The sequence below is a fragment of the Pseudoalteromonas sp. TB41 genome (genome assembly GCF_000497975.1).
Classification (GTDB): Bacteria; Pseudomonadota; Gammaproteobacteria; order Enterobacterales; family Alteromonadaceae; genus Pseudoalteromonas; species Pseudoalteromonas tetraodonis.
Map to the genome: position 1 here is coordinate 1 of NZ_AUTH01000052.1, position 12,655 is coordinate 12,655.

Annotated in this window: 10 protein-coding genes and 1 pseudogene; 2 read left to right on the forward strand and 9 right to left on the reverse strand. The window is 39.4% G+C overall.

Translation table 11 applies throughout. From position 1 onward, the window contains the following. Window positions 1–296: transposase (locus tag L641_RS0107480; RefSeq protein ID WP_029750350.1), on the reverse strand; the 296-nt coding region annotated here is incomplete at its 3' end. Window positions 297–799: 503 nt separating this feature from the next. Between L641_RS0107480 and L641_RS0107485 the strand changes: the two genes are divergently transcribed. Beyond that, window positions 800–3,556: a response regulator gene (locus L641_RS0107485; RefSeq protein ID WP_008110938.1), complete on the forward strand. Its 2,757-nt coding sequence runs from the start codon at window positions 800–802 to the stop codon at window positions 3,554–3,556. A gap of 156 nt (window positions 3,557–3,712) precedes the next feature. On the opposite strand, the gene L641_RS0107490 is transcribed toward L641_RS0107485, so the two are convergent. Then, window positions 3,713–5,137 carry a sugar porter family MFS transporter gene (locus L641_RS0107490; protein WP_024601572.1) on the reverse strand — a complete coding sequence of 475 codons (1,425 nt, stop codon included), beginning with the start codon at window positions 5,135–5,137 and terminating at the stop codon, window positions 3,713–3,715. A 189-nt stretch (window positions 5,138–5,326) separates the two neighbouring features. Between L641_RS0107490 and L641_RS0107500 the strand changes: the two genes are divergently transcribed. Next, window positions 5,327–7,492, forward strand: coding sequence for an exonuclease domain-containing protein (locus L641_RS0107500; protein ID WP_024601573.1), 2,166 nt, complete (start codon window positions 5,327–5,329; stop codon window positions 7,490–7,492). Between the two features lie 13 nt (window positions 7,493–7,505). On the opposite strand, the gene L641_RS22855 is transcribed toward L641_RS0107500, so the two are convergent. From L641_RS22855 to dinG, 7 genes and pseudogenes are all read right to left on the reverse strand, one after another. After that, the gene (locus L641_RS22855) at window positions 7,506–7,661 is read right to left on the reverse strand and encodes a YbaM family protein (RefSeq protein WP_076916060.1); all 156 of its coding nucleotides are present in this window, start codon (window positions 7,659–7,661) and stop codon (window positions 7,506–7,508) included. Beyond that, window positions 7,654–7,926 carry a late competence development ComFB family protein gene (locus tag L641_RS0107510; protein WP_024601574.1) on the reverse strand — a complete coding sequence of 91 codons (273 nt, stop codon included), beginning with the start codon at window positions 7,924–7,926 and terminating at the stop codon, window positions 7,654–7,656. The genes L641_RS22855 and L641_RS0107510 overlap by 8 nt, the downstream gene beginning before the upstream one ends. 50 nt (window positions 7,927–7,976) lie before the next feature. Continuing rightward, window positions 7,977–8,780, reverse strand: coding sequence for a histone deacetylase (locus L641_RS0107515; RefSeq protein WP_024601575.1), 804 nt, complete (start codon window positions 8,778–8,780; stop codon window positions 7,977–7,979). A 289-nt stretch (window positions 8,781–9,069) separates the two neighbouring features. Next, a pseudogene (locus tag L641_RS23785) lies at window positions 9,070–9,177 on the reverse strand (histone deacetylase); the annotation flags it as partial. Continuing rightward, window positions 9,177–9,785, reverse strand: coding sequence for a primosomal replication protein (locus L641_RS0107525; RefSeq protein WP_024601576.1), 609 nt, complete (start codon window positions 9,783–9,785; stop codon window positions 9,177–9,179). The pseudogene L641_RS23785 and the gene L641_RS0107525, both read right to left, overlap by 1 nt. Before the next feature lies 1 nt (window position 9,786). Further along, window positions 9,787–10,563 carry a TSUP family transporter gene (locus L641_RS0107530; RefSeq protein ID WP_016898974.1) on the reverse strand — a complete coding sequence of 259 codons (777 nt, stop codon included), beginning with the start codon at window positions 10,561–10,563 and terminating at the stop codon, window positions 9,787–9,789. Next, a complete protein-coding gene (gene dinG / locus L641_RS0107535) occupies window positions 10,563–12,638 on the reverse strand; it encodes an ATP-dependent DNA helicase DinG (RefSeq protein WP_024601577.1) in 2,076 nt (691 codons plus the stop codon). Before dinG ends, L641_RS0107530 begins: the two co-directional genes overlap by 1 nt. Window positions 12,639–12,655 lie beyond the last annotated feature (17 nt).

Genomic DNA, 12,655 nt, shown 5'->3' on the forward strand with positions numbered 1-12,655 from the left:
TTACCAAGTAGCCACATCAGTTCAATATTGCGTTGGCATTCGGTTTCTAATCGGCGGGATGATTGAATACGGTTGAGGTAACCATAAAGATACAGTTTTAATAATGTGGCTGGATGATACTTAGGGCGGCCTGTGGACTTTAAAGTTAATCCTTTAAACCCCAATTCAGCTAGATTTAGTTCCTCAATGAAAACATCAATCACTCTGACCGTATTATCTTCACTGACGTAATCTTCCAACGATTCTGGAAATAACGTTGATTGGTCACGACTTTCACCGCTTATAAACTTTGACATACTGCCTCAACCCTCAACTGAATCAATAGTCTAATTATATAAATATCAGTATATTAAGTGAACTAAATGTATAGATTAATAGATCATAAGCAGAACATACTTAGACCAAAAGGTGATCAGAGTTTTCACACAGTCTGGGCACAGAGCAGTCAACTAAACTGGGCTGCATTATTAAGTGGTTAGCTACATAAAGCCTGTATTTGGTAACTTTATGCCATTATATACTTCAATTTTATGCCAAGTTATACTTCACTTACGACGCTGTAGCTCAGTAAAAGCATATGTTCTTATGCCAACTTATACTTCAAACAACATTTGGGTGTATTAAAATTCCATTTATCTATTTTCTAATATTTTATTTTGTTATTCGTACGCTAATTCTAGCTTTTACGCACTTAGCTAATTTTTTGTCATTATAGACAATAGCTAACGGGTAAGTAATAATTAAAACTCGTGATTATACTATACACCGCAGGTGTTCAATAAAGCTATAAAGGGTCAATATGGCATCTCAGAGGAATAAATGGGCGCTGGCAATATTACTCGGGCTTATTGGAGGTTGCGCTAACCTTCTACCTCTGTATTTTTTTGATAGCTCTGAATTTTTATTTGGTCAGACGTTTGTAATACTTAGCCTAGTGTTTGCAGGGCTTCGTTATTCTCTTCTTAGTTTAGCGATTGTAACTGGTTTTTTATTTTATCGCTGGGGGCATAGCTGGACCAGTGTTGTTTATGTACTTGAGCTATTTTGGCTTTATGTCTTTTGTTTAAAGCGTTCTAAGCCAATACTTCCTTTAGGCGCCGTATTTTGGTTTTTAGTGGGCTTACCACTGGTGTGGGTTTTGGGTCACTTTGTTATAGGCCTGCCTTGGCTCACACTTGTTGTGGCTGCCTCAAAATACTTAATCAATGCTATGATAGCGTTGGCTTTGGTTGACTTGGTGAGTATATTTGTCCCCCATGCAAGCCGAGCTTATCAAGGGCAGCCTCTGGCCCGAATATTAAGCTATGTTGTAAGTATAATTATTGCTTTAGTGGTTTTGATCACCAGTGCCTTTTTGGTTAATCAGCATTATTCGCGCTTAGAATACGAAGTAAACACTCAACTTAAAGAAAAATCTCGTTCGATCAGTGCCCAGCTGAGTGATTATTTATTGTTTCATAAAAGTGCCATGGTAATAACCAGTGATGCAATAAGTGCTGGGGTATCAATACAACAGCAGTTAGAGCGGCTAATGGAATTATATCCTGGCTTTGTAACTAGTCTATATGCCAGCTCTGAAGGTTATGTCGAGAAAAGTATGCCGAGTGAATTACTCAGTGGTTTGAGTCAGAGTCAGCGTTATATTAATGATCGTCCTTATTTTGCTCAAGCTCAGCAGTTCCCGTTGGGCTACATCAGTGGTGTTTTTCAAGGCAGAGGATTAGGCGATCAACCCATTGTAGCGCTTTCCGCCCCGATTTATAAAAATGATGAGTTTTATGGGGTCGTTGAGGGATCACTTAAGCTAGATCAATTAGAGCGGTTTATACCAAATTTATTTGAATATAATGGGGATTTACTTGTTCTAGATGCAGATAAAAAAGTGGTATTTAGTTCGTTAAGCCAGTTTGCTGCGCTCAGTGATTTTAAGCAGCAGGAACTTAGTCTTCAAAGCCTCAGTGGCAATCAACTTTTTCGCTCAAATGATAACGAGATGTACCATACAAATCAGTATGTTGACGACAACACAGGTTGGCAGGTTATATCGTTATATAATCGTAAACATTTAACTATGGTGGTAGTGGCTGCATGGTTGCCTACTATGTTATTAGGATTATGCTCTATTGCACTAGTGGTTTTATTTATTCATAAATTTACCCATTTGTTGGTTAAACCCATCATAGAGCTCACTCATTTAATTAATAGCTTTAGTAAAACTAAAAAACACGTATTTAATACAGATTCTAGTTGGTATGAAGTGCTGCAACTACAGCAACAATTTGAAATGTTGGGCAATGCACTACAACACTCAATTAAAAGTTTGCAAACTTCTAATGTAAAAAATGAAGATCTCAATAAACAGCTTAGTCATTTTAATCAGCAATTAGAAGAGAAAGTCGCAGAGCAAACAACTGAATTAACACAAGCAGTTAAACTCGCCAATGAAGCAAATATTGCTAAGTCACAATTTTTAGCAAACATGAGTCACGAACTTCGAACACCTATGAATGGCATATTAGGTATGGGAGAGGTTTTGCTTCGAGATCAGTCCTTAAGTACCGAACAAAAGGAGTTGTTAATCACACAACAAAAAAGTGCAAAAAACTTGCTTAATATTCTTAACGATATTTTAGATTTTTCTAAAATTGAAGCAAATGCCATGGAGTTAAATATTAAGCCTACGCAGCTAACTCCATTTATCGAAAATATACGTTCTTTATTTTCCTCTATTGTTGCTGCCAAAGAGGTAGAATTTACGGTTATTCAATCTAAGAATTTGCCACTGTGCATTAGTGTTGATGAATTACGCTTAAATCAGGTGATCATTAATTTACTCTCTAATGCGTATAAATTTACGCAGCAAGGCTTTGTGAATTTGTCGTTTGATTATCACGATAATAAGCTTCAAGTTAGCGTTGAAGATAGTGGCATTGGTATTGCGAAGGCACAGCAATCACTGTTATTTAGCGAATTTACTCAAGCTGATGTGGGCGTTGCTCGTAAATATGGGGGAACAGGGCTCGGGTTGGCTATTTCTCAAAAGCTGATAAAAATGATGGGCGGTGAAATTCAGTTAAACAGCGAAGAGGGTAAAGGTAGTACGTTTGCGTTTAGTATTAGTGCACCAGAGTCAGCAGACGCTCCCTCAACCTTACCTAAAAAAGCAGCTTTGCAACCAAATCTGCTGGGTAAGCACATACTGTTGGTAGAAGATAATGCGATAAATCGGCAGGTTATTTCAAAAATGTTGGAGCCGACTAAAGCTGTGGTTGTTATGGCCGAGGATGGTATTAAGGCTCTTGATGTATTAAAAGAGCAATCGTTTGATTTGATTTTAATGGATTGCCAAATGCCTAACATGGATGGTTATGAATGCACACGTACGATTAGAGTTATGGAACTTAAAACAGGTTGGCGAGTGCCTATAGTAGCGATTACGGCTAATGCCTATGAAGAAGATAAACAGCGATGCTTAATAGCCGGTATGGATGACTTTATTGCCAAACCAATTAATAGTGATGATTTATACACTGTGATTGGTAATATACTCAGTTGATAATGGTTCAACAGGCAAAAGCTTACACCGTGCCAGAGAGTATTCGCTTGCCAAATGGTTAAATGTATCTAATTAGTTTTATGAGCAGAAAGATAATAGGACGGAGGATTAGCCTGAGTAAACTAATGGCAAGTCGATGCTACTCAGGCTAAGTAATTACATTGACTCTAATTTCATACCGCGTGTTTCTTTGATGTATTTGACCACAAAAAATACACTAATAAATGCCGATAAGGCATAAAAGCCATAAGCGCCAGCTAAACCAATACTACCTAGCATGATAGGGAAGGTCATAGTAATAGCAAAGTTAGCTATCCACTGCGCACTAGCAGCAACTGCAAGCGCGGCGCCGCGAATGCGGTTATTAAACATTTCACCAAGCAGTACCCACACAATTGGGCCCCAGCTTAAACCAAAAAATACCACAAACAGGTTAGCCATTATTAAAGCAAAGGTACCCATATTTTCGCTAAGTGCTAACTTGCCCGCTTCATCAAGGCCTGCACTGCCAAAGGTGTAGGTAAGTGCACTTAAACTAATAAACATACCTATACTACCTACCAGTAACAATGGCTTACGTCCCACTTTATCAACTAAAGCAATAGCAATAAAAGTAGACAAAATATTAGTGGTACCCGCAAGCACGTTTATAAACAGTGATTGTGATTCATCAAAACCAGCGGCTTGCCAAAGCTCTGAACCGTAATAAAATACCACGTTAATACCAACAAATTGTTGAAACACTGACAAGGCCACACCCACCCAAACAATAGGGTGTACCTTTTTACTGCCATCGATAAATAAATCGCGAATACTTGGTTTTTTATCGCTTTTCAGAGACTGCTTTACGTCATTGATTTGCGCATCAGCATCATCGTTTGAAATTTTATTAAATACAGTTTTAGCGTGTTTAAGCTTGCCTTGTGCGACTAAGTAACGCGGTGACTCAGGAATAAAAAGTACGCCAATTAAAAATAAGCCTGCAGGAACAAGTTCAGCCCAAAACATCCAGCGCCATGCGGCTAAATCTAACATTAAAATACCTTCGGCACCGCCAGCGGCGTTAGCAATTAGGTAATTACTTAAAAAGGCTGCGAATAAACCAAGTACGATAGCGAGTTGTTGTAATGTCGCTAAACGACCACGTAAACTTGCTGGTGCTACTTCTGCAATATAAGCAGGTGCTAAAACAGAGGCTGCCCCTATGCCTAATCCGCCAAATAAGCGGTAAAAAATAAACTCAGCAGAACTATCGGCAACCCCAGAGCCAAAAGCGCTGACTGCAAATATAATGGCAGTGACAATCATAATAGCGCGACGGCCAAATTTGTCAGCTAATGGGCCAGCAGCTAAAGCCCCCAGCGCACAACCTAATAATACAGATGCAACATTAAAACCAGTTGCAACACTGCTTGAGTTAAATGTATTACCTAATGCCGATACGGTGCCGTTTATAACGCCCGAATCGAAACCAAATAAAAAGCCACCAATAGCGGCAATGGCCGATATAAAAATAACATATAAAAGCGAGCACTTAGTCTGTGCGCTATGCTCACCTTTAGTTGCATGCTGTGTCGTCATGTTGTTCAATCCTAATTTTTATTATGTGTAATGAAGTTAAAGTAGCACTAAATTTGCTGGCAACCTTAGCACAGAGTGATCACGCTAAAAAAGATATTTCAATAGTAATACGTATGCATAAAAATTTATTGGGTTGATAAAAATAACGAGATACTAGATACTGTTTTTATATACAGTGTGGGCGGTTTTATGAAAAAAGAGTTACCAGCGAAATATTATTTGGCACATTTTAGAGAGCTATTAACGTTTGTGAGCGAGAAATGCATGCATTTACTCGAGCAAAAGCATATTTCATTTATTAGTAAAATAAATACGCTCGACGAGCAGAGCCAGTGTATGTTGGCGCGCATTTATTCTCGTAAGCCTTATTTAGTTCAAACCCAATCATTAAACTACGAAGAAATTAGTTCGCCATACCAAGCACTTTTTAAATTAAAAGCGGCAAAGTTAATTGTAGAACCCTCTAATAAAGATCATAGGCAACTACTAAGTCACCTAACAAAACCGGCCTTAATAGAGCTGCTAGAAAAGCAAGAACAACCACCATTATTTAAAAAAAGCGCTGCTAAAAGTAACTTAGTTGAAATAGCTAGTTCATTCTTTGAATCTAAGCCAGAGTGTCTTGCACACTTATATAATCAGTACGTGATAAATAATAGAGAAGAGTATTACGAGTATTTTGAATTTTTATATATCGGCAGGCTCAGTGCAGGCGATATTAATCATCAAAATCGATTTGTACTGCGAGATTTAGGCGTAACACCTGTTAGGCAAGAGCATAGTGAAAGCTTGTCGCGCTTTGATTCAATAGAGGAAGCGCAGTCTAACTATGCATTAAACCGTTTGCGACTAACGCTTAAAAATACAAAAGATGACAATGAAAGAGAGGTACTAGCAAAGCAGCTAATAAATGAAGTAGCGTTGGGGGTTATTGCACAAGAGTTAAAAAACAAGTTACTGGTTATACTTTATAAGCAACTAAAAGCAACTAACCCAACACTTGCGTTTGATGTACTTAATGCTTGCGAAGACGATGCACAAGCCTTAGAAATTCAAATAAGGGAGCAATATCGACAAGGCAATAAGCAATGGGTAAAAAAGCAGCTTGAGCAAATTATAGAAAACCCGCTCACCGATGAGTTACTGTACTTTGCGGATGACTTTTTAATGCGCAAATTTAACAAGCAAACACGCTCACGGCTTAGTGAAATGTTAGCCAGTACACGCTGTATTATAGAAGTTGATGAACTTTACCGTGGCGATGTTGAGTTAGGTGTAAGTGATCACTACACTCGCCAAGGTAAACACGTTTTTTATACTGAGAATACCTTGTGGCAAAGCTTATTTGCGCTGGTTTTTTGGCAGGAACTTTTTATTGAAACCCCAACCCCACCCTGCAATGAATTTGATATTTTCCCACAAGCGTTAAAAACAGACTCCTTTTACTTAAATCAATCCTCACAAATAGAAGCGCGGCTGGCTGCGTGTAATAGTACCCCCAAATTGCTGCGTTTAGTGTGTAACCATGCCGCGAAGTATTATGAGCAACCAAATGGCTTATTTAGGTGGCACCCAGATGTTTTAAAGCCAGTAGAGATGCTTATATTAAATAGCCCAATAACGGCTTTACTTCAGCATTTAAAAAATATGGCAAAAAACTACCGACAATTAAAAGATGGTTATCCCGATTTAATGATTGTTGATAGTAACGCCGTTCATTTTGAAGAGGTTAAAGCGCCTGGCGATAAGCTCAAAAGAAACCAACTAGTGAGTATCGATAATTTAAAAAGCTGTGGCTTTATCGTAAATATTGCAGCGGTAAACTGGTATGTAGATCCTAAGCGGATTTATAGTGTGGTAGATATTGAAACAACAGGGGGATTAAAGGGTGGTAATCGAATTACCGAAATTGGTGTTGTTAAAATACAGCAAGGCAACATTATTGATACATGGACTACGCTGATAAACCCAGAGCGGCCTATCCCTCGTTTTATTACTAAACTAACCGGTATCAACGACGCCATGGTAAGTGATGCGCCTATATTTAGCGACATTGCTTCGACTTTATTAGATAAGCTTTCGGGTAGTATTTTTGTCGCTCACAATGTTAATTTTGATTATGGCTTTATTAAAAAAGAGCTTGAGGGGCTGGGAATCAACTTTAAAATGCCAAAACTATGTACCGTTGTTGAATCACGTAAAGCATTTAAGGGATTAAAGTCGTACTCACTGGGGAATTTATCTGCACACTTTAATTTAGATTTAACTAACCATCACCGTGCATTAGATGATGCTAAAGCGGCCGCGCAGTTATTGTTACTGGTACAACAATCTACAAATAGGGTTTGCGTTTAGGAAGTAAAAAGCGCTAAGTGCGCTTTGTTACTTTATTTTCAAAGTCACTTTTTACGATATCGAGCGCTTTTAATACTTCTTCGGGCTCTACATCGTGTTGCTCTAATATCATAATTAAATCAACAGCCAGTTTTATGTGTGTAGGGGCGTCTTCTAGCGGTTTACTCATTAATATCTTTCTTTTTAGCAATCTGATCAATCGCAAAGTTAATGGCAAGTTCAACGCGTTGTTCCATGTCCATACGATCTGTTTGGGTTAGATAAAACGCCATGTCTACATCGTATCGAATATAACGTGGGGGTAACTGATTGAGTACGGTACAGCAAAAGTCAGCCATTACATCGTCGTTGTAACGCTCATTAAGTTTACGTTTTTCTATTTCTTCTAAAACGAGTTTTTCGTAAAAATTGTGTATGTCGTCATCTAATCGCATATTCCTGTCACTCTTTTTTATTGTCTGTAATGAGTCTATACCAAGGACTGTTATAAATCGAGAGCCGCTTTAAATAGTTGTTTATGGACACTGACTAAATCATTGATGTTACGTTGATAACCCCCACCTAAAGCGCACATCAGCGGTATGTTTCGCTGCTTACAAAAGTTAAGAACAGCAAAGTCGCGTTTATACACACCAGCTAGAGAAACATCAAATAAGCCGAGTTCGTCTTTGGTATAAATATCGGCGCCCGCATTATATAAAATAATATCGGGCTGGTGGAGGCGAACACATAACTCAAGAGCTTGCTCTAGTGTTGTTAAATACTCTGCATCTGTGGTGTTTGCAGGTAAGGCAAAGTCGTAGTTTGAGTGCTGTTTTTGCCGAGGAAAGTTTTGTTCACAGTGAATTGAGCAGCTAATTATCTGCTCGTGCTGTTGGGTTATTTGCGCGGTACCGTCACCTTGGTGTACGTCACAATCAAATATTAATACAGTATCGGCTTGCTCTGTTGCAATAAGGTGCGCTGCCGCAATGGCTAAATCATTAAAAATACAAAAGCCACTGCCGTAATTGCTGTAAGCATGGTGATAGCCGCCACTTAAATTAGCCGCTAAACCACTTTCAAGTGCTGTTTCAGCGGCTTGAATACTGGCACCAACAGAGTAAAGAGTTCGCTCAACAAGTTTATAAGAGTGAGGAAATCCCATTTTCTTCACCGCTTTGTCAGTCAACGACCCGTTTAAAAAGTCAGCAATATAATCTGAGCTATGGCATAAGCTTAACTGCGCTGTAGTTGCAGGCGAAGGCGATATAAATTGGGTGTAGCCCAGGGTCTGTTGACCTTTCAAGGTTGAATTTGCAGCAGTCTGTTTGGTATTTAGGCAAGGCAGAGCCTATGTGGTGTGGTTATTCCCCATAAATAGGTGATAACGCAGCATTAATGCCAAACAGGCGCTGCCCTTCGGGTTCTGCCTAGGGGCGATTTACTCTTTGTTGCCTACATGGATGTAGGTAAGGGGCGTGAGCAGGACGCGGAAGCTTTGCTCGGTTTTTACTTAGCCCACTAGGTTACAAACCTCGCGCCGCGATTAAATCGCCCCTAGTTTGAACAAATTTTAATCTGCAAAGGTCAACAGACCCTAGACATTCAACTTCATGCTTGAGCTGCTGATACTTTTTAATTGGAAATCGATGGCGGTCAGGTAATTCTAGCTGCGAGTACAGTTCGTGGTAATAAAGCTGCATTAGCGTAGCTGTTGTTTTTCTACTTGTTGAATTTTGTCTTCGGTGGCAGAAATCGCTTTTCTACAACGGCCGAGTCGTGCATGAGTGGTTAAAATTTCCTGGTTAAGCTTTTGTGCTTGCGCAGGCGATGCTTTTTCCATTTGCAATTTACGCTCTTCAATCATTAATACCAGGCGGCGTTCAAATTCATGGTTTTGTTTAAGTTCGTCATATAACTCGTGGGATGATTGCATGATTTTTTGCACCGCTTGTTTATAAACAGGCTGTTTAGCACGAGGCTTATAATGACTTTTATTTTCTTTCACCCAAATAGGGGTCGATTTAATAACATTAAATACCGCTTGTACCTGACTGGCAATACGCTCAAGTGCGTAAGTGTAGGCATGGCGGTGTTCGCTCGGTGGTAAGCTAGCTATTTCATCTTCTATTTCTACTACGTAGTCGGCTAAGTTCATACTTTTGGTGCTAAACACGGCTCTGTCAAATAAGCTTGGCTGTGCCTGCATATAACGATTTTTAGCAAATAATTTTGCTTTATCAAATTGCTCAGCTTGTTGCTTAAGCGTAGCAACTTGTTGGCGTAGTTTGTCTAAAGCAGCAGATTGCATATTAAAAGTATGCCTCGTAAATTAGTTTTAACGCTAAAAGTATAACCATAGTATTAAATACTGGGCGAATAAATTTACTGCCAAAACGAATAGCTGAATGTGCGCCAAACCATGCACCAAGCATGATAAAGAAGCCCATTGTAATTCCCAGTAAAAAGTTAACATGGCCAAGTGCAACAAAGGTGATCAGAGAGATGAAGTTAGAAACAAAATTCATTGAACGCGCCAAACCACAATTGAGTAGCAAACTCATTTTATAAAGCATACCGTTTGAGGCAGTCCAAAAAGTTCCCGTTCCAGGCCCAGCTAAACCATCAAAAAAACCTAGGCTTAATCCTTGTAGCCACTGTTTTACTTTTATTGTGCGGGTTAATTTAGGCAGATCATCACTTTGTGTGGTACTTAAATTACCAAACAAGCTGTAGCAAGCCACTAAAATAATAATAATGGGTAAGAGCTTATTTAAAAACTCGATACTTAAATGATCAACAATAAGTGTGCCTAACAAAGCACCTATGGCGGTAGCCATAATAGAAGCAAACCAAAATCGTGGGTTAAATAGTTGTTTTTTATAATAGGTGATACTGGCCGTTAACGAGCCAAAACTGGCGGCCAATTTATTAGTGCCAAGCGTTAAATGAGGAGGTAATCCTGCCGTTAACAGTGCTGGTACAGTGAGTAATCCACCGCCGCCAGCAATAGCATCAATAAAGCCAGCTAAAAGTGCAACGCCACATAAAATAGCCCAAGTTGTTGGGTCGAGTGCAAGTTCAAACATCAGTAATCTATTTGTCTTTTAAAAGGTGGTAAGGTGTCAAGCATGGCTTTGCCATATCGTTTGGTGACTAGGCGTCTATCTAAAATAGTTATTGTGCCTGCATCACTTTCTTTACGCAGCAGTCTACCACAGCTTTGTACCAATTTCTTTGCTGCGTCTGGGACGGTTATCGATAAAAACGGATTACCGCCTTTACTTTGCACAAACTCTGCTTGCGCTTCTTCGATAGGCGAGGTGGGCACCGCAAACGGAATTTTGGTAATAATCAGGTTTTCTAAATACTTCCCAGGTAAATCAAGCCCTTCAGAAAGACTTTGGGTACCAAATAAAATACTGCCCTTGCCTTCATCAATATTTTTAGTATGTAATTTGAGTAAAGCTTCTCGTGACATTTCACCTTGTACTAATAAGTTAAATCCCTTTGTTCTAAGAAACTTACTTACATGGTCCATTTGCCAGTAAGAGGCAAACAACACTAAGTTGGCTTTTTTAGTGTTCAGATATTCGGGTAATGTTTTAGCAATATGATCGCTAAATTCTTTATCTGTTGGCTCTATACTTGAGGCCGGAATGCGTAAAGTGGCTTGTTTTGGGTAGTCAAACGGAGAGGGGACTTTAATGAATTTTACCCCTTCTTCTTTGGCAAGGCCGCTTTCATAGGCAAAATGATCAAATGAACCGAGTGCGCTCAAGGTAGCTGAACATAACACGGCTCCAGCACATTCGCTCCACAGCTTATCTTTTAAATAATAACCGACTTCAATCGGGCAGTCGCTAAGCAGATGGTCGTGATGGCTTTTATATTCAAGCCGTTTTATCCAACGCGCATGCGGCGTACCTTCGCCTTTAGTGGCGTAACTAAACCATAATTTATTAAGTTGCTCTAATCGGTTTATGTATTGCCCGCTTTCAGCCAAAATGGGGTCGGCAACATAAGGTTTAATATCACCGTCGCTTACATCTTGGGTGAGGGTGTCGTGCATCTTATTCAAATACCGTAAAGCATCAAGCGTGGCTTCGCTAATATCTTTTGCTTTTGCGTGTAACGATTTAGGGATTTCACCATGTTCAAAGCGATAGGTATCGTCTTTAGAATATTCAAAATCAGCGTTGTCGAGTATATCGCGCACCACTTTTAAATCTTTGTTAGCATCGTTAACGCTATCGCATAACTTAAAGTTTTGCCCAATACCTTTTTGACCCACTAACACTTTGGCCATTTTGCCACTGAATTTAGTAAGTTTGTCGAGCCAATCTATCGTGCCTTTTATTGTGGCGGCGGCAGATGAAAAGTCGCGGGTAATATGTGCAAGGTGGTGCGCTTCATCGATTACATAAATGGTATTGTCGGGCTCGGGTAAAATTTTTCCGCCCCCTAAGTCTAAATCGGCTAACAGTAACGAATGGTTTATAACCAATACATCCATTTGCATTAACTGCTGGCGAGCCAGTTGAAAAGGACATGTTTGGTGTGCTTTCATCTGGCGTTGGCAGGCATGTTTATCACAAGCAATGAGCCCCCATACTCTATCAGGAATGGTATCGGCCCAGCTGTCTCTATCACCTTGCCATTTTTTATTGATATAGGCATCGTAAAGTTGCTTTAAGCACTTAGTTTCCATATCGCTTAATGGCGATGTAAGGGTAGGCATAAACTCCATTTGAGTTTGGCTATCGCTGTTTAGTGCATTATGAAGTTTGTGTGCACAAATATAACGTTGGCGACCTTTGACTAAATCAAATTTAAAATCGAGTCCTGAGTGCTTTTTAAAAAATGGTAGCTCTTTAGCTATTAATTGTTCTTGCAAAGCCACAGTAGCCGTAGAAATAACCAATTTCTTTTTTTGTGCTAATGCCAGTGGCAGAGCGCCTAGGCAGTAAGCTAATGACTTTCCGGTGCCGGTACCTGCTTCAATAACACAAATACGTTGTTTTTTATGGTATTCACCGGCTAATGTTTTGGCGATTTCAGCAACTAAATAGTTTTGACTACTGCGAGGGCGGTAATCGGTTAGGTTATTTGCAACATGCTGGTGTACTTGTCTAATTGTTTTTTTAAGTGAGCTCGATAGCATGTGATGATTAACCTAAA

Excerpts from the sequence above, each read along its gene's own strand:
- L641_RS0107500 (WP_024601573.1), top strand. The coding sequence starts at position 5,327 with ATGAAAAAAGAGTTACCAGCGAAATATTATTTGGCACATTTTAGAGAG.
- dinG (WP_024601577.1), bottom strand. The coding sequence starts at position 12,638 with ATGCTATCGAGCTCACTTAAAAAAACAATTAGACAAGTACACCAGCAT.
- L641_RS0107530 (WP_016898974.1), bottom strand. The coding sequence starts at position 10,563 with ATGTTTGAACTTGCACTCGACCCAACAACTTGGGCTATTTTATGTGGC.
- L641_RS0107525 (WP_024601576.1), bottom strand. The coding sequence starts at position 9,785 with ATGCAATCTGCTGCTTTAGACAAACTACGCCAACAAGTTGCTACGCTT.
- L641_RS0107490 (WP_024601572.1), bottom strand. The coding sequence starts at position 5,137 with ATGACGACACAGCATGCAACTAAAGGTGAGCATAGCGCACAGACTAAG.
- L641_RS0107485 (WP_008110938.1), top strand. The coding sequence starts at position 800 with ATGGCATCTCAGAGGAATAAATGGGCGCTGGCAATATTACTCGGGCTT.
- L641_RS22855 (WP_076916060.1), bottom strand. The coding sequence starts at position 7,661 with ATGAGTAAACCGCTAGAAGACGCCCCTACACACATAAAACTGGCTGTT.
- L641_RS0107510 (WP_024601574.1), bottom strand. The coding sequence starts at position 7,926 with ATGCGATTAGATGACGACATACACAATTTTTACGAAAAACTCGTTTTA.